We start from the raw sequence: 22056 nt of genomic DNA on the forward strand, positions 1-22056 counted from the left end.
TATGTTAACGGTAATTGCCACTATAGCGAGCAAAAATATCGACGCAGAGGTTGTTTTAACTGCGCTCGAAAATCTGCAAAAGTATTCACGTCAAGAAGTGGGTTGTTTGCGTTACGAGTTGTCGGTTAAACGAGACTCAGACAATACCGAGTACCTTGTAAGTGAGCAGTGGGCGTCGCAAGAACACTTTGAAGCTCATAAACAAGAGCCTCACTACAAAGCATTTGGTACCCAAGTTACCGGGCTTGTAACAAGCAGTAATATTGATGTGTACAACACCATCGGCTAGTAAAAGCACTCTTATTAGTTAATGAGTAAAATACAGTGGCGGCGTAAGCATACATCGCCATTTGCGTTACTTAGTCTTTTAAATACCCACCTCGTATTAAAACCTCAGCCATTTTATTTAATCGATAAATCGTACTTTAAAATAAGTGCATCTATGTAACGGGCACGTAATGTGTGTTGTTTTTCGTGATCGGCACCGTGGCCTAATGCTTTATTGAGTAATTTCATCGCGGGGTGAAGCTGCGTACGCTCTTGTTGATTTAAACTTCCTTTAGTGCGCAATTCAGTAATATCGTCTACCAGCAAGCGGCCTATATCCACACATACTATTTCGTCAATTAAACCGTTTTGTGTCAGTACGCCGTATTTGCTGCATAAAAACTGTTGCCACACTTGCTGTAAATGCTCGTCTATTTCGCAGCCAAATAATTCTTCATTAAAAATAAAACCTTGCTGGGCAAGTTTACTCAGGCTTGCCGTGTACTGCTGCGCAAAGTAATTAAAGGCATTGCTTGAGGATTCAATTTTTTGTTTTATTAGCCCTTGCCCCCAATTTACACAGCCGCGCGGGTAATAGTCATCGTACTCTTCACATTCATACAAACCAGAGTACGAGCTGCAACTTAATTGGCTTTTTATACAATAACTTGGTTTAGGGAAAATACTTTGCTGCTGCCATGTATCTAGTTGCTCGGCATCAATATTTAAAGCATGGCAAAGCTCATCGGTGTTATAAAAATGAGTGGCTAAGTAGTCAGATAAACGCATAATGGCTCGCTTAAAGTTAAAAATATAAATACTGTTTAAATGTACAGCATTTATATTTTGTATTATCAAACTAAATAACACAAGCCATTTTACGTTTATTATTCGCTTAGGCCTGCAAAAATGCGTGCAAGTATGTTACAAATAGCGCAAGTTTTATAAATAATGAATTTTTATGCGCACCCTAGAACAAATTAAACAAGCAAGCTTAATTACCGCCATTAAAACCCCATATTTAGCCAATGGTGAAATAGATTTAGCAAAGTACGATGAACTCGTTGAAATACAAATTGCAGCGGGTGTAGATGGCATTGTGGTTGGTGGTACAACCGGCGAAGGCCAGCTAATGAACTGGGAAGAGCATTTAATGCTTATCGCGCACAGTGCAAATAAATATGGCGATAAGCTCGTGATTGTAGGGAATACGGGTAGCAATAATACCCGCGAAGCTATTAAAGCCACTAAGTATGGCTTTGCAAGTGGTATGCATGCCGCGCTGCAAATTAACCCATATTATGGCCGCACTTCTATTGCTGGTGTTAACGAGCACTTTAAACGTGTACTGGATATTGGCCCTGCGTTTATTTACAACGTAGCAGGGCGCACAGGGCAAGATTTAACCCCTGATATTATTGAGCCATTAGCAAAACACCCTAATTTAATTGGTGTAAAAGAATGTGGTGGTAACGAGCGTATTGCTCATTACGAACAGCAAGGCATTGCGTGTTGGTCAGGTAACGATGACGAAGCACACGATGCACGCCACACACACAATGCACACGGTGTTATATCGGTCACATCTAATCTTATACCAGGGTTGTTCCGCCAGTTAATGGATACTAAAAATGATGCGTTAAATACCTCATTACAACCTTTAATGAACTGGCTATTCTGCGAGCCAAACCCGATTGCAATAAACACCGCAATGATGATGACAGGCGCGGTAAATCCCGTATTTAGATTACCGTATGTGCCACTGAGCGATGAGCAACAAGCACAAGGCGAGGCCTTAATAAACGAGCTTAACGTTGATGATATTGTGGGCAATAAAGCTAAGTGTATAAAACAAAGTGATATTGCTTTGCTTTCTTAGGTTATATGAGCCAGCGCTGAACAGTTAGTAAGTGCTGGCATTTATTTAATGAATATTTTACTTTTATTGCTAATATCGGTAAAATTCTCGCCCCCTTACTTACTAAATAACGTTTATTTGTGAAATTTGTTGTTGAACAACTCGCTACATGGATTAAGCCTGAACAGCGACAAAGCCCCTCTGAGAATTGGTACGACTCATCACCAATTACATTAAGTTGGGTACCTGCAATGCAGCGCAGAAGAATGACACCATTTGTAAAAATGGTTTTACATACTGCGCACCAGGTTACAAATGATAAAGGGTATGAAAACATGCCTGTTATTTTTTCATCACGCCATGGCGATTTCCATAAAACAGCTAATTTATTAGGAGAGCTTGGTGAGAAACAACCTCTATCTCCGACAGGCTTTGGTTTAAGTGTGCACAACGCTGCGATTGGTATGTATAGCATTATTAGCGGTAACACCCAACCTATGAACGCTATCGCAGCGGGTAAGGATAGCTTTGCTTGCGCTTTAATTGAAGCATATATAAAGTTGGTTGAGTATAAACAACCACATATATTACTTGTGCATACAGATGAGTCACTCCCAGAGCCGTACACAACATTTGTTGATGAGGCACAAATAACACATTCTATTGCGTTAGTTATACGTTTTGCTACAGAAAAAGAAGCTCATTTTAGTTTAACTAAACAAGCCACTAACAATAGCGAACAAACAACTACTCCTTTAAGTTTAGAGCTTGCTAAAGCAATGTTTAACAAACAAAGCGCCAGTGCTAATGGTTGGTTGTTAACACACTATGCTTAATACAATAATAAGAGTAATAGGCCTTGTTTGGCGCATTATAGCCACTGGCCTTTGTTTTAGTGTATTTGGTTTGGGTGGGCTATTTTTAGCCTTACTACTATTCCCCGTTCAACGTTTATTTCAACGCTGTCCTGTAAAGCAAAAAGAAGATGCGCGTACGGTAGTGCATTATAGCTTTAAATTTTTTGTCGCTTTAATGCATTATACTGGCGCTATCCGTTTTCATATTAAAGATAAAGCCCATTTAGCTAATTTGAAAGGCGAGCTTGTTTTGGCTAATCACCCATCACTTATTGATGTTGTGGTACTTATATCGGTTATTAAAAATGTTGATTGCGTTGTAAAAGCACACCTTTTTACAAACCCGTTTATGCGTGGTGTGATAAAAAGTACAGGTTATATAAGCAATGAAGACCCGCAAGAATTATTAAAAGAATGCGAGCAAACACTAAAAAGAGGGAATAACTTAATTGTTTTTCCTGAGGGAACACGTTCAGTACCTCATAATTCGCTTAAATTTAAAAGAGGGGCTGCAAATATAGCCCTTAGATGTCATGCCCCTATAACGACCGTATTGATTAAAATGAAACCTAATACGTTAACTAAAGGGACGCCTTGGTACAAAGTAGCCCCATACCAAGCGCATTTTTCTATGCAACTAGCACCACATTCTTTCAAAAGCGATATTATTTATACAAGCGACGTACCAGCAATACAGTCCCGCCAGCTTACGAAAGGCTTACAACAATACTTTACAAAAGAGCTTAGCTATATATGAGTGAATTAAAACAACAAATTAAACAATTGATTATTTCGAGCCTAGATCTTGAAGATATGACCACTGCCGATATAAAAGACGACGAGCCTTTATTTGTAGATGGTTTAGGGCTAGATAGCATTGATGCGCTAGAGCTCGGGCTTGCTATCAAAAAAGAATTTGACGTAAAAATTGATGCAAATTCAGAACAAACTAAAGCGCATTTTGCGAGCGTTAACTCTTTAGCGCAATTTATAGAACAATCACGTACTTAATTAACACACACTAGGAATAATAATGAAAACCGCTGCTGAAATTTATGATGTATTACACGGCATTTTAGAAAATGAATTTGAAATAGATGCTGAAGATATCTCTTTAGAAGCTAACCTGTACGAAGATTTAGACTTAGACAGTATTGACGCTGTAGATTTAGTTGTTAAGTTACGTGAAATTACAGGTAAGAAAATTGAGCCTGACGCATTTAAACAAGTTCGCACTGTGCAAGATGTTGTATCTGAAATAGAAAAGCTCGTTAAATAAGCATGTTTAAGGCATTTTTAACAGCGTTAATAATGATTTTTTTAACCTGTTACCCTTTCATTGTTTATATAGGGCTGACACGTTTCAACAGTTATTTAATCACTGTGATTTTATTAACACTGTTAATAATAAGGCTTTGGTTAAGCAAGCCTTTATTAGCTAAAATGCCATGGATAAAGCCAGCCTCATTACTTGGAATTTTAGCTATTGGCTTATCTAAAACGATGGGCAGTGATTTTGGTATTCGGCTTTATCCGGTTATTGTAAATACTGTTATGTTTTTTGTTTTTGCTTACTCGCTTTATAAAGGTCCAAGTATCATAGAAACGTTTGCGCGTATCACTGAGCCAAAGCTTGATAAAAGAGCCATTTCGTACACTAAAAATGTAACTAAAATATGGTGCGTTTTTTTTGTTTTTAACGCCAGTATAGCGTTATACACTAGTGTGTTTACAAGTCTTGATGTGTGGGCATTTTATAACGGTTTTATTGCATACATTATTATGGGTGTTTTATTTGCAGTAGAGTGGTTAGTAAGGAAAAAAGTAAAAAGGAATGCAGGTGTTTAATACTTTAGATAACGCAAGCATAAATATTCGATTTAATCATAATGGCTCAGCGTTATCTGAGCGTCAATTTGTTAATGATATTAATCAAGTTTTGGCTAAAATTCCGCAATCGCCTACTAAAGCATCGGCAGTGCTTTTCAACAGTAGTAGCTATGATTTTGCTGTAAACCTTTTTGCATTGGCGCATAAAGGCTGGACTATAATTTTACCGCCTAATGGTCAAAGCGAAACACTCAATGCGCTTTTAGAGCAAACCCCTTACTATTTGGGCGATAGTGATTTGGTCGAGCATGCGACTACGCCATTTGAAAATATTGGTAATTTAACAACGACACCTAACTACACACCGTTCAATAAAATTGCTTGGCCGAGTGAAGGTAACCTTGTTTTTTATACTTCTGGCTCTTCAGGTCAAGCTAAGCCTATTTTTAAATCGTGGCGAGTGCTTAATAAAGAGATAAAAACGCTCAACAGTACGTTTGCTTTAAAACGTAATCCTGTAATTATTGCCAGTGTTTCGCATCAGCATATTTACGGTTTGTTATTTAGAGTGTTATGGCCGCTTAGCAATAACCATATAATTGATACAGACTTGCTTAACTACCCCGAGCATATTGCTACTAAACTTAAAACAATTACACAGGCCGTGTTTATATCCAGTCCGGCACAGCTAAAGCGGCTGCATCAAGATAACGTTTTAATAGAAGAAAAGTCACATTTACAGTGGGTTTTCTCATCCGGTGGGCCGCTTCAAAATGAAGACGCTGTCACTTTAAATAAACAGCTAAATAAACCCATTACTCAAGTATTTGGCAGCACCGAAACTGGCGGAATTGCATATCGTCAGGTTGTGTCTTTAGAGAACGTTAGTCATTGGCAGCCATTTTTAGGGATCACATTACACAGTACCTCTGAACAACGATTAGTGTTGAATTCGCCTTTAGTTGAGCAAACAAACTATTTATTAGATGACCGAGGTACATTATTTCAAAATGGCCAATTTGAATTACTAGGACGTTTTGACCGTATTATAAAGCTTGAAGAAAAACGCTTAAGCCTTGACGAACTAGAGCTACATTTATGCAAAAGTGAGTGGGTACAGGAAGCTAAAGTAATAACACTAAATGGGAAACGTTTAGTATTAGGCGCTGTTATAGTGCTTACACAGAAAGGACAAGCATATTTAAATACAAATGGAAAGTTAGCGACTAATACGCTTTTAAAAGCACATACATTGAATCGTTTTGAAGGGATCTGTACGCCTAAAAAATGGCGTTTTCTAAATCAATTACCCTACAACACGCAAGCTAAAATAAATTTAAAGGTATTGGAGTCTCTTTTTGTCAAAGCTGATTAGCACAAAGCCTGAACTTGTTAACTGTGTATCGTCAACACAGAGTCATTGCCAAACGCTTTTTATACCGCCAAGTTTAGATTATTTTAAAGGTCACTTTAGTCAAGGCCCTATTTTAGCAGGTGTAGTGCAGCTCGATTGGGCCGTAAATGCCGTGCGAAAATACTTTAATGTTACACGTGAAGTAAAAGATATTGAAGTGCTTAAGTTTCAGGTTGTTATTACCCCTGGTCTAACAATTAAATTAACTGTAGAAGAAAAGCCTGGCGGTAAGTATGGCTTTTCGTATCAATCAGATAAAGGCCAACACGCCTCAGGGCGTATAGTGTTTAAAAGTGATACAGATGAATAATTTTTGTATTGTTATACCTAATTTTAATCATGTAAGTGTTATTGATGAAGTACTTGCAACGTTAACTGAGTATACGCTGCCAATAATAATGGTTGATGATGCCAGTAGTGTGCAGGCTAAATCTCTTTTTGCTACTCTTGAGAAAAAATATGCCCACCTCACTCTTATATCGCATGAGCAAAATGAAGGCAAAGGCGGTGCGGTACAAACAGGATTGCGCTGCGCGTATGAGCAAGGTTATAGCCATGCAATACAAGTAGATGCAGATGGGCAACATAATTTATCAGATATCAAAAAGTTGATTGAGCTTTCAAACACACACCCACAGGCATTAATTAGTTGTTGCCCAGTGTATGATGAATCGGTTCCTAAGCACCGTTACTTAGCACGTTATTTAACCCATGTGTGGGTATGGATAGAAACGCTCAGCTTTAAAATTGTGGACTCAATGTGTGGTTTTAGAGTCTACCCTTTAAATGTGACTAATAAGCTTATAAGTGAGGTTAATCTCGGTAAGCGTATGGACTTTGATCCAGAAATACTGGTTAGGTTATATTGGCGCAACGTTCCATTTGTTTTTTTACCAAGCCAGGTTATTTACCCAGAAAATGGCTTGTCACACTTCCAGCCACTCCAAGATAATGTGCGTATTTCGTGGTTACATACGCGTTTGTTTTTTGGCATGCTGCTTCGTTCACCTGTTTTACTATGGCATAAATATAAGAGACGTTATGGCCGTTAAACATTGGTCTAAAATGCAAGAGCGAGGTAACTTTTTAGGTATACAAATATTACTATTTGCCCATAAAGTACTTGGTCGTAAAGGGCTGTGGGTTATTTTGTTCCCGGTTGTTTGCTATTTGTTTATTACCGGTAAAGTTGCACGCGCGGCTTCTAAGCAGTTTTTAGTCCAAGTTAATAATTACAATAATGTTGGGCGTAAAGTAACTTTTAAACAACAGCTTATGCATTTTTGTAGTTTTGCCGATAGCGCCCTTGATAAAATTGATGGTTGGCTCGGTCGGATTTCAAAAAAGGATATCCAATATACTAATGAACAGCTGTTTATTGATTTAAATGAGCAACAGCAAGGGGCCATTTTTATTGGCTCTCACTTGGGTAACCTTGAGGTATGTAGAGCACTGAGCCAGCATCGCAGCAGTAAAAAAATTAATGTGCTTGTATTTACTCATCACGCTGTTGAATTTAATAAAATGCTTAAAAAAATTAATCCCGCGGTGTCGGTTAACTTAATTCAAGTGAGCGATATGGGGCCTGATCTAGCTATTTTATTAAAAGATAAAGTAGAACAGGGTGAAATAGTCGTTATTGTTGGTGATAGAACAAGCACTACAACGGGTGAGCGATCAACACGTGTTGAGTTTTTAGGTAAGCCAGCATCTTTTTCTCAAGGGCCTTTTATATTAGCTGCATTATTAGATTGCCCCGTTTACTTTTTATTTTGCTTAAAAGATAAAAAAACAAAAAAGTATCATGTGATTTTTGAACATTATAGCCAAACATTAAAAATACCCCGCTCACAACGGCAAGGTCTATTAACCACTGTAATTACAGATTTTTCTGCGCGTTTAGGCTTTTATGCCGCGCGGTATCCTTATCAGTGGTTTAATTTTTATGATTTTTGGCAAAACGATCAGCAAGTAGAACGCAGCAATGCAAAGGAGAAGTAGAGTGTCAGCTCAGGAAGTACAGCTTTTTGGAAACCAACAACTTTCTATTGAAGATATTGTTAATATTGCACATCAAAATACTCAGGTGCAATTAAGTGGCTGCGAGCAATTTAGCGCAAAGATTGATTGCGCGCTTAGCTTTTTAGACTCTCTACTCAAAGAAGATGGTGTGATTTATGGGGTAACTACAGGCTATGGTGACTCAGTCACGGTTCCTGTGCCACTTAACTTAGTTGATGAGCTGCCATTACATTTAACGCGCTTTCATGGTTGTGGACTAGGCGATGTGTTTAATAAAGTGCAAGGGCGTGCAATTTTAGCTACGCGCTTAGCATCACTTTCACAAGGCTATTCTGGCGTAAGCTGGGAAATGCTTAATCTTCTCAAAGACTATTTAAACCTTGATATAGTACCTGTTATTCCTCAAGAAGGCTCGGTAGGCGCTAGCGGTGATTTAACCCCACTGTCGTATGTAGCAGGTGCTATGGTTGGTGAACGTGATGTTTTTTACAAAGATAAAATACTTAACAGCGCACAGGTAATGCAAGCGGCTGGTTTAAAGCCTTTAACGCTTCGCCCAAAAGAGGGGCTTGCAGTTATGAATGGTACAGCTGTGATGACCGCACTGGCTTGTTTAGCGTTTGATAGAGCTAATTATTTAGCAAAACTTGCAAGTAGGATTACTGCATTGTCTAGCCTTGCTCTTAAAGGGAATAGTCATCATTTTGATGAAATTTTATTCTCTGTTAAGCCTCATCCTGGGCAGCAACAAGTTGCTAAATGGATACGAGATGATTTAAACCATCATGACCATCCTCGTAACGCTGATAGACTGCAAGATAGGTACTCTATTCGCTGTGCGCCGCATGTTATTGGTGTATTGCAAGATAGTTTGCCATTTTTCAGGCAGATGATAGAAAACGAGCTTAATTCTGCAAACGATAACCCTATTATTGATGGCGAGGGTGAGCATGTACTTCATGGTGGCCATTTTTATGGCGGCCACATTGCAATGGCAATGGATAGTATGAAAACGGCGATTGCAAATCTGGCAGATTTAGCTGACAGGCAAATCGCTTCATTGGTCGATACTAAATTTAATAATGGATTACCATCAAATTTATCAGACAGTGAGGCTGAACGTCGTTACATAAATCATGGCTTTAAAGCCGTGCAAATAGGCGCCAGTGCCTATACTGCTGAAGCGCTTAAGTTAACGATGCCTGCAAGTGTATTTTCTCGCTCTACTGAGTGCCATAATCAAGATAAAGTAAGTATGGGGACTATTGCCTCACGTGATTGTTTGCGTATTTTACAGCTTACAGAGCAGGTTGTTGCAAGTACGTTACTAGCAAGTATTCAAGGAGTGAGGCTGCGTATTAAACAAGGCGAACTTGAATTTTCAAGTTTAACTGCAGATATGCAAGCGATGTATACTGACATAACTCATTATTTCGAAAACCTAACTGAAGATAGGCCAATGGAAGCGGTACTTAGACAAACCATTAGTTATATTCAAGAAAAACGTTGGGCTTTATATGAATAGTAAAGGCGCTTTGCTAACTCATGAAGTGGAAATTGAAATTCCATTTCATGACTGCGATCCGATGAATGTTGTATGGCATGGTAATTACCCTCGCTACTTAGAGGTGGCTCGCTGTGAGTTACTGCGATTATTTGATTACGACTATCCTCAAATGATGGAGTCGGGTTATGCGTGGCCAATAGTGGATATGCAAATTAAGTACGTGGCATCCGCCATATTTACCCAAAAAATTAAAGTGACCGCGCATTTAAAAGAGTTCGAAAACCGATTAAAAATTGATTATATAATTACAGATGCCATAACGAATAAGCGTATTACTAAAGCGACTACTACTCAAGTTGCTGTTGAGATATCGACTAAAGAAATGCAGTTTGCCTCACCAGCGGTGATAGTTGATAAGCTTGCAAAAGTACTTAGCTAATATTGGATGATACTATGAATTATTTAAAAAATTGTGTGTTTGTAAGTTGTCTTTATTTTGTTTTTTTTAGTGCCAGTTTATTAGCTGCTACGACAGTTTCGGGTGAATTTAAGCAATTAAAGCATTTTGCCGGCTTCTCTAAACCATTCATCTCTAAAGGGGAGTTTACACTTGAAGGGGAAAAGCTGCTTTGGTATGTAAAAACACCAGTGCAAAGTACATTACTAATCGAGAATGGCCAAGTATTTGTGAAAAATAAAGAGGGTGAGCTTACTCCTCAGCCTGGCAGCGAGCAGTTTGTAGGCTTATTAACTGACTTACTCGCATTAGATATGAAAGCCTTATATGCGCGTTTTGATGTAACAAATCAAACAGGCTGTTTATTATTAAAGCCAAAAGATACGCTATTAAAACAGCTGTTTAGCCATTTTATTCTTTGTGAAAATAACCAGCGTGTACAAAGTATAACCTTAAATGAGCACTCGGGTAGCAACACAGTAATAGAGTTTTCTTATGCAAATACACCTAATAATTAATAAGTGTAAGTAACCTTCGGAAAAGTGACGTGATTAAACGTATTAGTGTACTTATTACATGGTTTGGTTTTTTAGCTGTTTTACTTTGTGCTGCTTTGTATATCACTATGCCTGTATTAAATGCTGATATGTTTAGTTTATTACCAAAATCACATTCTCAATTGGCGTACGGCGAAGAGGTCTTTTTTAAAAAAAATGCAAACCGTATTATGTTTTCATTTACTGGTGATGGTAAAAACTTAGCACATGACGAGCTTAAATCATGGCTGTTAAAACGTGATATAAAAAATAGCTTTGAACTGCCAAGCATTGAGCAGTTATCTTCAGTGTTCTCTGCGTATCAACATGCGCTGCTTAGCGACAATTATAAAAATAGTATGGTTGATAAAGCACAGTTTGAGTCATTTTACCTTACTCAATTAAATCAATTAGGAAACCCTTTTGTAAGTGCCACACTAAAAGCCGATATTAGTTTAAGTCTTGCTGCATTTATAGGTGATAATTTAAAACAAAGTCAGTTATTCTCTTTAAGAAATGAGCGGTTAACACGCCGTTTAAAGCATACTGATTATGCTGTTATATTGGCTACCATTCCTAACAATAGCCTCCCAATTGATGAGTCTATTAAGCTTGCGAGCAGCATTAAAAATAAGCTTGAAAGTTTAAATGATACTTACCCACAGACCACTATTCGCTATTCAGGTGCTCTTTTTCATACAGCTGAAAACGCTCAGCAAGCTAAGTATGAAATGAGCTTATTTGGTGGCCTTAGTGTAATCGCATTACTTTTAATGGTGTTTTGGGTATTTAGGCAAGTCAGTAGCATTTTGCTTGCAAGCTTAACCGTACTTAGTGCACTGGCTGGTGGTGCTACGGCTATGGTATTTGTGTTTAATTCGATTCATTTGTTAACACTAGTTTTTGCTGTAACCCTAATTGGTATAGCTATTGATTATGCATTTCATGCGATGACTGATTTAGCGTATGGCAACAGTTTTTACCAAAGTAGTGGGTTAAGTAAAGGCACAAAAACAGCTTTGCTTTTATCTTTTATTACAACAGGCCTCGGCTATAGCTGTTTATTAGGTGCGCCAATTTCACTTTTATCGCAAGTAGCAGTGTTTGTAATTGCTGGGCTTGCGAGCGCCTGGTTATTCACATTAATTATATTACCTATCTGGCAATCTAAGCTTGTGCTCTCTGAGCGAAGTTTGATTAAAAGTCAGCAGTTATTAGGTTTAATGGTGCGCTTTAACCGTTGTAAGCAATCGGTTTTACTCGTATTGGGGCTGGTGTTAATGTTTTTGTTTTATCTTAAACCCATTTCATTTAACAACGATGTACGTTTACTAAATGCAAGCCCACAGCAACTAATACTTAATGAGCAAAAGCATTTAACTTTAATGGGACAGTTAGATGCCCACATTGTATTTTTATTTGCATCAAATGCTGAACAACTACTGCAAAAGCAAGAGCAACTAATAGATGATTTAAAGCGTATTAACCCACATCTTAAACACAATGCTATTAAGCGTTGGTTACCTAGTAAGCGCACGCAAAAAAATAATTTAGCGCTCTTTAACGGGGCTGTTAAAAACGATGTGTTAATTATCACTGAAAAATATACAGGGTTAAAAGTTGAGTCAGCTAACACAGAACTTTTGAGTTACGACGCTTTAGCAAATAGTCATTTTTCAGCACTTTTAAATGCACAAATGTTTGTTGAGCCTAATAAGGCTGTTACTTGGTTTTCTGTATCGGGAATATCCACGCAAGCGCTAATTTCTAACGTTAATGCTTTTGAAGATGCGTTTATATATAACAAGCCTGAGCAAATCAGTAGCCTACTCGAAAACTACAGCCAGTATTTATTGCTTACATTGGGCGTGGCCATTGTTATTTGCTTTGTTTTATTTAGCTATAAATTTGGCCTTCGGATTGGCACTGTGCAGGTGATAACATTAAGTGCCAGCCTGTTGACTATGCTTTGGGTATGTAATGCAGCGCAAGGAAGTATCTCAATTTTTAATCTGCTAGGTGGCTTACTCATTATTGGCCTAGCCATAGATTATTTAGTGTTTTACCAAATTAACAACTTAACGGCGGTAAATGTATTGGCCATTAGCTTGTCGGCCGCCTCTTCGATGTGTGTATTTGGTATGCTCGCCTTTTCAAATACCCCCGCCATTTTTAGTTTTGGCCTTACTGTTATGGTAGGGATTTTAGCCGTATATATTTTATCTCCATTAAGTGTATTAAAGTCTCAAAAGGAATAATAATTTGAACAAACTCGAGCAGTATGATGTCGTGGTTATAGGAGCTGGGCCTTCAGGTGCACTTGTAAGTAGCTTATTAGTACAAAAAGGCTGGAAAGTGCTGGTGCTAGAGCAACAAGTGTTTCCTCGTTTTTCAATTGGCGAAAGCTTATTACCTCAATGTATGGAATATTTAGCGGATGCTGGGCTAGTTAACACAATACATGAATATGCGGATGAGCTTGGCTTTCAATTTAAAGATGGTGCTGCGTTTCATCGTAATGGCCAAAATACAGCTATAAATTTTACTGAAAAATTTAGCCCAGGCCCGGGTACTACTTTTCAAGTTAAACGGGCTGATTTTGATAAGCTGATTGCTGATAGAGTGCAGCATCAAGGCGTTGAAATTCGCTATCAGCATAGTGTTATTGGTTTTACTGATGAAGCTGCTAGTGCGACGCTGCAAGTGCAAAATAATAAAAATCAAACGTATGATGTAAGGGCTAAGTTTGTACTTGATGCGAGTGGTTTCGGCCGAGTTTTACCAAAACTTTTAAATTTAGAAAAACCTTCTACTTTTCCTGTGCGTAGTGCTTATTTCAGTCACTTTAATGATGGCATTACTGACGAGCTGTTTGATAGAAATAAAATTTTAATAACCGTTCACCCTAAATTTAATGATGTTTGGTATTGGCTCATCCCCTTTAGTGATGGCACGTCCAGCATTGGGGTTGTTGCAAAGCAAACACGCTTTAATGAGAGTAGTGAAGCTGACACCTTAAAACAGTTTATAGAGCAAGACCCTTACTTAAAAAAACTTTTAGCTAATCGCGTACCTATAACACAAGCGCGTAGCATTAGTGGTTACTCTGCTAATGTATGTACGCTACATGGAAAGCATTTTGCTTTACTAGGCAATGCGGGTGAATTTTTAGATCCGGTGTTTTCATCTGGGGTGACTATTGCTTTAAAGTCTGCACACTTGATTGCCCCCCTTATTGATGATTATTTAAATGGAGAAGTGATTGATTTTGAGGAATCTTACGCCGAGCCATTGCAGGCAGGAGTTGATTGTTTTAAAACCTTTGTTAAAGGTTGGTACGATACCCGATTTCAAGACGTTATTTTTTATTCAGAACAAAACTCGCAGGTTCGTGAAATGATCAGTGCTATTTTAGCGGGTTACGCATGGGATAAAAATAATCCATTTGTTGCTCAAAGTGAGCGTCGTTTAAATGTATTAGCGCAGCTATGTCAAAATTAATCCCAGTTATTGAGGCTCATACCAGACACTTTTTAAAATGTACTTTTATAGCTTTAGTGTGTGTTTGCATAACAGCATGTAGTAGCACATATAAAAGCAGTGAGCGTGTTGATATTTCTGCAGCCACTACACTTGATATTTCGCATGTGCCTGTACAAATGTTTGAGCAAAATTGGCAGCATGTTTTATATATTCAAAACAATGAGAAAGAGCATACATTATTAGCACAATTAGAAATAAACAAGCAGGGTACTATCAACTTATTGTTAATGACTACACAAGGCTTACCTATTTTAAAGCTTGAGAAACTAAATAACCAACCACCTAATGTTACTAAAATGATAGTCGGTGTTGATTTAGACCCAGCTTATATATTGGCAGATATTGCCTTAGTGCATTGGCCTGTATTATTTCTTAATGAGAAAATATCTGGGGCGATTATAAAGCAGATAGCCACACAAAGGCGTGTAGTAAAAAATAACCGCTCGATTATTACAATAAATTATAGCGATAATAAAACAGTACTAAATAATAGTGAGCGACATTATCAAATTACATTTGAGAAGGTAAACTAGTGACTTTTTGGTTAAATGATTTAGGCATTGTAAGTGCAATGGGCAAAGGCGTTGAAGATACAATTATTAGCCTAAATAACTTACAAAATAATGAAGCACCACAGCTTTTAAAGACAAAAGATTTAAGCACAGAGGGTTTGCCATTTTATGTTGGGCACGTGGACTGCGTTCCTCTAAATCAAAAGCACCGTATTGATACGCTAATTGATATAGCCCTTGAGCAAATATCCCCAACACTTAAGCGTTTTTCACATATTGATAAATCACGAATTGCTGTTGTGGTAGGTACAAGTACATCTGGGGTGCATGATGGCGAACAAGCTCGAGCTGAACACGACAGTTCAGGTGCTTGGCCAAGTGACTTTTTATATGCTGATCAAGAACTTGCTACTCCTTCGCATTACATAGCCGAAAAAGTAGGGGCGTTAGGTCCTTGTTATAGTATTTCAACGGCATGTACCTCAAGTGCTAAAGCTCTCATTAGCGCAAAAGCTTTAATAACTGCTGATTTAGCAGACGTTGTAATTTGTGGTGGCGTAGACAGCCTTTGCAAACTTACCATTAATGGATTTAATGCCTTGGCATCAATGAGCACAGGAATGTGTAAGCCTTTTTGCGATGACAGAGATGGTATTAATATTGGTGAGGGTGCTGCGTTATTTGTCATGAGTAAAGAAGCACCGTTAGAAAATGGCGTCATGTTTTTAGGTGGTGGGGAAAGCTCTGATGCTCATCACATTTCGGCGCCAGACCCTAGCGGTAATGGTGCAAAATCGGCAATGAAAGCAGCTCTGGCCGTTGCTGACTTATTACCTAGTGATATTGACTATATAAATGCACACGGCACAGCAACAATTAAAAATGACGAAATGGAAGCCCTTGCAATTAATAGTGTGTTTGGCAACAATACACCGCTGAGCTCCAGTAAGTACTTAACTGGGCACACTTTAGGTGCAGCTGGTGCAATTGAAGCAGGTATTTGTTGGCTGTTGCTCAGAGGGAGAGGAAATATTACTTTGCCTTTTAATAAATGCACACACAGAAATAAGCTCGCAGATATCAACGTTATTGAGCAAGCTAGCACGGTTAAATTAAATTACTGTCTATCTAATTCATTTGCGTTTGGTGGTAATAATGCCAGTTTGATTTTAGGTACTCATAATGAATAATTATTCTATAGAGCAGGTTGTACCCCACGATGCTCCTATGATTTTAATAGATCAGTTAGTTGAATACAGCGATGAAAGTGCAGCCTGCTCTGTGACTATTACACCCCAAAGCCCTTTTTATAATGAGCAAATTGAGGGAGTGCCAAGTTATATAGGTGTTGAATATATGGCCCAGTCTATAGCTGCCTATGCTGGAGCATTAGCTAACGATATTAATGAAGCGGTTAAAATTGGCTTTTTGATCGGCACGCGAAAATATAAAACACATCAGGCCATGTTTTATAAAAACAGCACCTTAACTATTTATGTTCACAAGCTTTACCAAGAAGAATCTGGTTTAAGTGTGTTTGAATGCCAAATAAGTGAAAATAAAAAAATACTGTGTGATGCAAAAATAAATGTATTTCAGCCAGAAGAACCGCTGGAATTTATAAGAGAAAACCAATGAATAAAAGAATTTTAGTGACCGGCTCTAGCCGGGGTATAGGTAAGGCTATTGCACTTAAACTTGCAGCTCAAGGCTATGACATTACTGTTCATTGCAGAACTGGTTTAGAGCAAGCTCAGCAAACATGTGCAGAAATACACGCACTTGGACAAAGCACTACACTACTACAATTTGACGTATGCGATAGAGCAGCGGCAAAGCAACAAATTGAGCAAGATATTACAAACAATGGTGCTTACTATGGTGTGGTGTGTAATGCGGGCATTACCAACGATATGGCTTTTCCGGCAATGCAGGGCGATGATTGGGATAGCGTAATTAGAACTGGGTTAGATGGCTTTTATAATGTTGTGCACCCAACAGTTATGCCCATGGTACAAACTCGTAAAGGTGGGCGCATTATTACTATGGCTTCAGTGTCGGGTATTGCGGGCAACAGAGGGCAAGTAAATTACAGCGCAGCGAAAGCAGGTATTATTGGCGCTACCAAATCCCTATCGCTGGAACTAGCTAAGCGAAAAATTACTGTAAATTGTGTAGCGCCTGGTTTAATTGAAACAGCAATGACGGATGAGCTTCCGGTTGCTGAAATGATGAAAATGATTCCACTTAAACGTATGGGAACAGTGAACGAAGTGGCTGGTACAGTTGCATTTTTAATGTCTGATGATGCTGCTTACATCACTCGCCAAGTTATTTCGGTTAACGGCGGGATGGTTTAATGAAACGTGTTGTTGTTACAGGGATGTCGGTTATAACCGCATTGGGCGATGATTGGGATGAATTTAAAAGCGCCTTGATTAAAGGTGAAAATGCAGTTGTAACAATGCGTGAATGGGATAAAGCTGATGGGCTTAATACACGCTTAGCTGCCCCTGTCACCCATTTTGAAAAACCTAACCATTATAAACGTAAGCAAATACGCTCAATGGGGCGAGTGGCACTTATGTCCACACGTGCAACTGAGCGTGCGCTTGAGCAAGCTGATTTACTTGAACATAAAAGTCTTACAGATGGCTCTACCGGTGTAGCATATGGCTCATCCACCGGCTCAACACCGCCGCTTCTCGCATTTGCAAATATGTTGGAAAGTGGCTCAATGTCTGGAGTCACAGCTACAAGCTATATTCAAATGATGGCACATACAGCACCAGTAAATGTAGGCGTATTTTTTGGCTTAAAAGGACGAGTGATCACTACAAGTTCGGCATGTACGTCTGGCTCGCAGGGTATTGGCTACGCCTATGAGGCAATTAAATTTGGTCGTCAAAAAATAATGGTAGCAGGGGGGGCAGAAGAACTTTGTATTACCGAAGCAGCTGTATTTGATACGCTGTATGCTACAAGTATTAAAAATGACACCCCTAAAAATACGCCTCGCCCATTTGATAAAAACCGTGATGGCTTGGTTATAGGAGAAGGTGCCGGTACTTTAATACTTGAAGAGTATGAGCATGCTAAAGCTAGAGGGGCAAATATATTGGCTGAGGTTGTCGGTTTTGGCTGTAACTCTGATGGACAACATGTTACTCAACCATCTTCAGATACCATGCAAATAGCTATTGAAATGGCATTGCAAGATGCCAATTTATCACCTGATAAAGTAGGTTATGTCAATGCGCATGGTACCTCAACCGATAGAGGTGATATTGCTGAGTCTCATGCTACTTTTAATGCGCTGGGAGTTAAACCTATTAGTTCTTTAAAAAGCTATTTAGGGCATACTTTAGGGGCGTGTGGTGCAATAGAAGCATGGGCTACTATTAATATGATGAGCGATAATTGGTTTGCACCTACAATAAATTTAACCGATATAGATAATGATTGCGCTGAGCTTGATTATATTAAGACACAAGGGCGAGAAATTAACACCGATTATGTCATGAGTAATAACTTTGCATTTGGTGGGATTAATACATCTCTTATTTTTAAACGGTATAAGCAAGATTAATCAAGTTTATAAACACTAATCACTAACTGTTGACTCGTTTTTGCTGTATAATTTGCGACCCTTGATAAATGTGGCCGCAGGTTATACAGCATGAATTTTAAATCTTTTAGTTTTTCCCCTGAACTTATTCAGGCGTTAGACGAACTTAATTACCACACCCTTACGCCCATTCAGCGTTCAGCTATTCCGGCTGTTCGTAAAGGTAAAGACGTTTTAGCAAGTGCCCAAACAGGCACAGGTAAAACGGCTGCGTTTGCTTTACCTATCATCCAAAAATTAACTGAATCTGAGCTAAGCACAAGCAATGCTCCGCACGCGTTAGTGCTTGCGCCAACTCGTGAGCTTGCAGAGCAAGTAGCAAATAACTTTAAAGCCTATGCAAAACATACCGCTTTAAAAGTAGTGAGTCTATTTGGCGGTGTTAATACCGCAGGCCAAGCAAATGCACTTAAAGACGGCGTAGATGTTGTAGTTGCAACTCCAGGGCGTTTACTTGATCATATTCGTTTAGGTAATTTAAGCCTAGCAAGTGTTAAACACTTAGTACTTGATGAAGCTGACCGTATGCTTGATATGGGCTTTATTGAAGATATGCAAAGTGTTATTAAAAGTTGTGACGAGCAGCGCCAAATTTTACTTTTCTCAGCCACTTTTCCAGCGGCTATTAAGCAGTTTGCAGCAAAAGTATTAAAACAGCCTGAAATTGTTCGCGTAGATCAAACTAATAGTACTGCAAGTACGGTACAGCATGTTGTGTACCCAGTTGAAGAGCGCCGTAAACAAGAGCTGCTTTCTGAGCTGATAGGTAAAAAGAACTGGCAACAAGTACTTGTGTTTGTAAACATGAAAGAAACGGCGGATGAGCTGGTTAAAGAGCTTAACCTTGATGGTATTCCTGCCACTGTATGTCATGGTGATAAATCGCAAGGTAACCGCCGACGTGCACTTCGTGAATTTAAAGAAGGCAAAGTACGTGTTTTAGTGGCTACTGAAGTTGCAGCGCGTGGTATTGATATTGAAGGCCTACCACGAGTAATTAATATTGATTTACCATGGCTTGCAGAAGATTACGTACACCGCATTGGCCGTACAGGTCGTGCTGGTAACCAAGGCCAAGCTATTTCGTTTGTAAGCCGCGAAGAAGAAAACACCTTATTTGAAATAGAGTCGTTAATTGGCCAAAAAATCAAACGTGTTTACTTAGAGGGTTATGAAGTAAGTAGCCGTGAAGTACTTATTGATAAAATAGGTAAAAAACCAGCGCATTTACGTCGTAGCCGTACGAATAAGCCAACAGGCCAAGCAACAGGCGAAGCACGTGCGGTAAATCGCTCACGTATTTCAAATGTGCGTAAAAGCTTAAAAGGCGCCAAGCTTACCCTTAAAAAGTAAGCATAAAAATTTAGCATTTATAAAAAACCTGAGGTTTACTCAGGTTTTTTTGTGCCTCAATTTAGCTCAAGGTGTAAACAAAAAAGCCTCACAAAGCGAGGCTTTTCGGTAAATAACTTAAAAAACCGGTTTAAGCGTTTTCTAACATTGAGAGTGCAACTGCTTCAGCCGCTTTAATACCATCAATACCTGCAGATAAAATACCACCTGCGTAACCGGCGCCTTCACCCGCTGGGTATAAACCTTTAGTATTTATGCTTTGGAAGCTTTTATCGCGCTTGATACTAATAGGTGATGATGTACGGGTTTCTACCCCTGTTAATAATCCGTCGTTTGTAGAAAAACCACGAATTTGCTTATTAAAGGCTGGAATGGCTTCGCGTATTGCATCGATAGCAAACTGCGGGAGTACATTTGCTAAATCGGTGAGTTTTATTCCTGGTGTAAACGACGGTTGTACATCACCTAAATCGCCCGATGCTTTTCCTTTTAAAAAGTCGCCAATTAACTGTGCTGGTGCATCGTAGTTGCTACCGCCTAATGCATAGGCTTGCTCTTCTAGTTTACGTTGCAAATCAATGCCGGCAAGCGGGTGACCAGGGAAGTCTTTTTCAGGTGTAATACCTACTACAATGGCACTATTTGCATTGCGCTCACTACGAGAGTATTGGCTCATACCGTTTGTTACTACGCGGCCTTCTTCAGAGGTGGCGGCTACAACAGTCCCTCCTGGGCACATACAAAAGCTGTAAACTGTGCGGCCATTATCACAATGGTGAACGAGTTTATAATCAGCAGAGCCTAAAATGGGGTTACCCGCGTTAGGCCCAAAACGACACTCATCAATCATCGATTGCTTGTGCTCGATTCTAAAGCCCACAGAAAACGGTTTAGCTTCTACATAAATGCCTTTATCGTGAATCATTTTAAAGGTATCACGGGCGCTATGTCCCACAGCAAGTACTACATGGCGGGTATTGAGCTTTTCACCGTTTGAAAGCGTTAAGCCAGTTACTTGTCCATCATCTATATGAATGTCGTCTACGCGGGTGCTAAAGCGGATTTCGCCGCCAAGTTCAATAATACGTGCGCGCATTTTTTCAATCATAGTAACAAGTTTAAACGTACCAATGTGCGGCTTACTTACGTATAAAATTTCATCTGGTGCGCCGGCTTCTACAAATTCGGTGATAACTTTACGCCCGTAATGTTTTGGATCTTTCACTTGGCTGTATAGTTTACCGTCTGAAAATGTACCTGCGCCACCCTCGCCAAACTGCACATTAGACTCTGTATTAAGGGTACGTTTACGCCAAAAGCCAAAGGTGTCTTTGGTGCGTTCGCGTACTTCTTTACCGCGCTCTAAAATAATAGGGTTAAAACCCATTTGAGCCAGCACTAAGCCCGCAAATAATCCACACGGGCCAAAGCCAATTACTACAGGGCGCTCAGTAAGGTTAGCGGGGGCTTGGGCAACAAATTTGTATGAGGTATCAGGGGCAGGTTTTACGTGCTGATCTTTTGCAAATGCGTTTAACAGCGCTTCTTCGTTATCTACTTCAATATCGAGGGTATAAATAAGTAAAATAGCCGTTTTTTTACGTGCATCGTACCCACGTTTAAACACATTGTAGCTGTGTAGCTGCGCTGGCTGTATTTTTAGTTTATCAACTATGGCTTGGCCTATAGCGTCTTCGTTATGATCAAGCGGCAGCTTTATTTCGGTTAAACGTATCATTGTTATCTCTTTTAGGTGTCTTAGCGGTAATATTATCCGCTCACAATAAGAAGTGTAGGGCACGTAATGGCTATACATTAAGGGCGCATATATTACGTTAAATTGACCGCAGATGGCACATATTTATTGTGTTTTTAATGGGGTTGGGTATGATCCTCGCTTTAGATAATTAATTACTAGGTTTAAACTATTATGGCGTTTGTGGTCACCGAAAACTGTATTAAGTGTAAATACACAGATTGTGTGGCAGTGTGCCCTGCAGATGCCTTTTACGAAGGCCCTAACTTTTTAGCAATAAGCCCTATTGATTGCATAGATTGTGGATTATGCGTACCTGAGTGCCCAGCTGAAGCAATTTACCAAGAAGACGAGCTGCCAGAAGAGCAAAAAGAGTTTACAGAGCTTAATGCTGAGCTTGCATTGGTGTGGCCACGCATTGTTGAGGTAAAACCAGCGCCTGCTGATGCCGATAGTTGGAATGGCGTGGCTAATAAGCTTAAATTAATTGAAACCTAGCTTTTAAATTAAGCCTTT

Annotated in this window: 25 protein-coding genes; 23 read left to right on the plus strand and 2 right to left on the minus strand. The window is 39.1% G+C overall.

What is annotated here, in order from left to right; genetic code table 11:
• Position 1 precedes the first annotated feature (1 nt).
• Positions 2-289 carry a putative quinol monooxygenase gene (locus AN390_RS09110; RefSeq protein WP_004586483.1) on the plus strand — a complete coding sequence of 96 codons (288 nt, stop codon included), beginning with the start codon at positions 2-4 and terminating at the stop codon, positions 287-289.
• A 113-nt stretch (positions 290-402) separates the two neighbouring features.
• On the opposite strand, the gene AN390_RS09115 is transcribed toward AN390_RS09110, so the two are convergent.
• Positions 403-1056 (minus strand): DUF6058 family natural product biosynthesis protein, encoded by a 654-nt coding sequence (locus AN390_RS09115; RefSeq protein ID WP_024031799.1) that lies wholly within the window; start codon positions 1054-1056, stop codon positions 403-405.
• 172 nt (positions 1057-1228) lie between these two features.
• Between AN390_RS09115 and dapA the strand changes: the two genes are divergently transcribed.
• The 21 genes from dapA (at position 1229) to AN390_RS09220 (ending at position 19784) form a co-directional block, all read left to right on the plus strand.
• Complete coding sequence (gene dapA / locus AN390_RS09120) at positions 1229-2146, plus strand: 4-hydroxy-tetrahydrodipicolinate synthase (RefSeq protein ID WP_004586481.1); 918 nt, start codon at positions 1229-1231, stop codon at positions 2144-2146.
• A 119-nt stretch (positions 2147-2265) separates the two neighbouring features.
• Positions 2266-2961: a beta-ketoacyl synthase chain length factor gene (locus AN390_RS09125; protein ID WP_095206748.1), complete on the plus strand. Its 696-nt coding sequence runs from the start codon at positions 2266-2268 to the stop codon at positions 2959-2961.
• Positions 2954-3739 carry a 1-acyl-sn-glycerol-3-phosphate acyltransferase gene (locus AN390_RS09130; RefSeq protein WP_055254023.1) on the plus strand — a complete coding sequence of 262 codons (786 nt, stop codon included), beginning with the start codon at positions 2954-2956 and terminating at the stop codon, positions 3737-3739. The genes AN390_RS09125 and AN390_RS09130 overlap by 8 nt, the downstream gene beginning before the upstream one ends.
• Positions 3736-3993 carry a phosphopantetheine-binding protein gene (locus AN390_RS09135; protein ID WP_004586478.1) on the plus strand — a complete coding sequence of 86 codons (258 nt, stop codon included), beginning with the start codon at positions 3736-3738 and terminating at the stop codon, positions 3991-3993. The genes AN390_RS09130 and AN390_RS09135 overlap by 4 nt, the downstream gene beginning before the upstream one ends.
• Before the next feature lie 22 nt (positions 3994-4015).
• Positions 4016-4261, plus strand: coding sequence for an acyl carrier protein (locus tag AN390_RS09140; protein WP_004586477.1), 246 nt, complete (start codon positions 4016-4018; stop codon positions 4259-4261).
• Between the two features lie 164 nt (positions 4262-4425).
• Positions 4426-4830: a hypothetical protein gene (locus tag AN390_RS09145; RefSeq protein WP_236695087.1), complete on the plus strand. Its 405-nt coding sequence runs from the start codon at positions 4426-4428 to the stop codon at positions 4828-4830.
• Entirely contained in the window at positions 4817-6187 is a 1371-nt protein-coding gene (locus AN390_RS09150) for an AMP-binding protein (RefSeq protein WP_095206749.1), read from the plus strand. The genes AN390_RS09145 and AN390_RS09150 overlap by 14 nt, the downstream gene beginning before the upstream one ends.
• On the plus strand, positions 6171-6536 hold the full coding sequence (locus AN390_RS09155) for a hypothetical protein (RefSeq protein WP_055254029.1): 366 nt from the start codon (positions 6171-6173) through the stop codon (positions 6534-6536). The genes AN390_RS09150 and AN390_RS09155 overlap by 17 nt, the downstream gene beginning before the upstream one ends.
• The gene (locus AN390_RS09160) at positions 6529-7278 is read left to right on the plus strand and encodes a glycosyltransferase family 2 protein (RefSeq protein WP_004586473.1); all 750 of its coding nucleotides are present in this window, start codon (positions 6529-6531) and stop codon (positions 7276-7278) included. Before AN390_RS09155 ends, AN390_RS09160 begins: the two co-directional genes overlap by 8 nt.
• Positions 7268-8227 carry an acyltransferase gene (locus AN390_RS09165; RefSeq protein WP_055254032.1) on the plus strand — a complete coding sequence of 320 codons (960 nt, stop codon included), beginning with the start codon at positions 7268-7270 and terminating at the stop codon, positions 8225-8227. The genes AN390_RS09160 and AN390_RS09165 overlap by 11 nt, the downstream gene beginning before the upstream one ends.
• Positions 8211-9773 carry an aromatic amino acid ammonia-lyase gene (hutH, locus tag AN390_RS09170; protein WP_055254034.1) on the plus strand — a complete coding sequence of 521 codons (1563 nt, stop codon included), beginning with the start codon at positions 8211-8213 and terminating at the stop codon, positions 9771-9773. The genes AN390_RS09165 and hutH overlap by 17 nt, the downstream gene beginning before the upstream one ends.
• On the plus strand, positions 9766-10194 hold the full coding sequence (locus AN390_RS09175) for a thioesterase family protein (RefSeq protein WP_055254035.1): 429 nt from the start codon (positions 9766-9768) through the stop codon (positions 10192-10194). Before hutH ends, AN390_RS09175 begins: the two co-directional genes overlap by 8 nt.
• 14 nt (positions 10195-10208) lie before the next feature.
• Positions 10209-10730, plus strand: a complete 522-nt coding sequence (locus tag AN390_RS09180) for an outer membrane lipoprotein carrier protein LolA (protein ID WP_029771999.1) — start codon at positions 10209-10211, stop codon at positions 10728-10730.
• 29 nt (positions 10731-10759) lie between these two features.
• A complete protein-coding gene (locus tag AN390_RS09185) occupies positions 10760-13006 on the plus strand; it encodes a hypothetical protein (protein ID WP_055254037.1) in 2247 nt (748 codons plus the stop codon).
• Positions 13007-13010: 4 nt separating this feature from the next.
• The gene (locus AN390_RS09190) at positions 13011-14249 is read left to right on the plus strand and encodes an NAD(P)/FAD-dependent oxidoreductase (protein WP_055254039.1); all 1239 of its coding nucleotides are present in this window, start codon (positions 13011-13013) and stop codon (positions 14247-14249) included.
• The gene (locus AN390_RS09195) at positions 14237-14824 is read left to right on the plus strand and encodes a DUF3261 domain-containing protein (RefSeq protein WP_055254041.1); all 588 of its coding nucleotides are present in this window, start codon (positions 14237-14239) and stop codon (positions 14822-14824) included. The genes AN390_RS09190 and AN390_RS09195 overlap by 13 nt, the downstream gene beginning before the upstream one ends.
• A complete protein-coding gene (locus AN390_RS09200; protein ID WP_055254043.1) occupies positions 14824-15993 on the plus strand; it encodes a beta-ketoacyl-ACP synthase in 1170 nt (389 codons plus the stop codon). Before AN390_RS09195 ends, AN390_RS09200 begins: the two co-directional genes overlap by 1 nt.
• A complete protein-coding gene (locus AN390_RS09205) occupies positions 15986-16441 on the plus strand; it encodes a hotdog family protein (protein ID WP_054981891.1) in 456 nt (151 codons plus the stop codon). Before AN390_RS09200 ends, AN390_RS09205 begins: the two co-directional genes overlap by 8 nt.
• Positions 16438-17163, plus strand: a complete 726-nt coding sequence (gene fabG, locus AN390_RS09210) for a 3-oxoacyl-ACP reductase FabG (protein WP_055254046.1) — start codon at positions 16438-16440, stop codon at positions 17161-17163. The genes AN390_RS09205 and fabG overlap by 4 nt, the downstream gene beginning before the upstream one ends.
• On the plus strand, positions 17163-18392 hold the full coding sequence (locus AN390_RS09215) for a beta-ketoacyl-ACP synthase (RefSeq protein ID WP_004586462.1): 1230 nt from the start codon (positions 17163-17165) through the stop codon (positions 18390-18392). Before fabG ends, AN390_RS09215 begins: the two co-directional genes overlap by 1 nt.
• Before the next feature lie 90 nt (positions 18393-18482).
• Positions 18483-19784: a DEAD/DEAH box helicase gene (locus tag AN390_RS09220; protein ID WP_055254048.1), complete on the plus strand. Its 1302-nt coding sequence runs from the start codon at positions 18483-18485 to the stop codon at positions 19782-19784.
• Positions 19785-19914: 130 nt separating this feature from the next.
• Here AN390_RS09220 and AN390_RS09225 read toward each other — a convergent pair whose 3' ends face one another.
• Entirely contained in the window at positions 19915-21522 is a 1608-nt protein-coding gene (locus AN390_RS09225; RefSeq protein WP_055254050.1) for an NAD(P)/FAD-dependent oxidoreductase, read from the minus strand.
• Between the two features lie 192 nt (positions 21523-21714).
• Here AN390_RS09225 and fdxA point away from each other — a divergent pair, with 192 nt between their 5' ends.
• Positions 21715-22038: a ferredoxin FdxA gene (gene fdxA / locus AN390_RS09230; protein WP_055254052.1), complete on the plus strand. Its 324-nt coding sequence runs from the start codon at positions 21715-21717 to the stop codon at positions 22036-22038.
• The last annotated feature ends 18 nt before the right edge of the window (positions 22039-22056 follow it).

The sequence above is a fragment of the Pseudoalteromonas sp. P1-11 genome (genome assembly GCF_001399995.1).
GTDB lineage: Bacteria > Pseudomonadota > Gammaproteobacteria > Enterobacterales > Alteromonadaceae > Pseudoalteromonas > Pseudoalteromonas atlantica.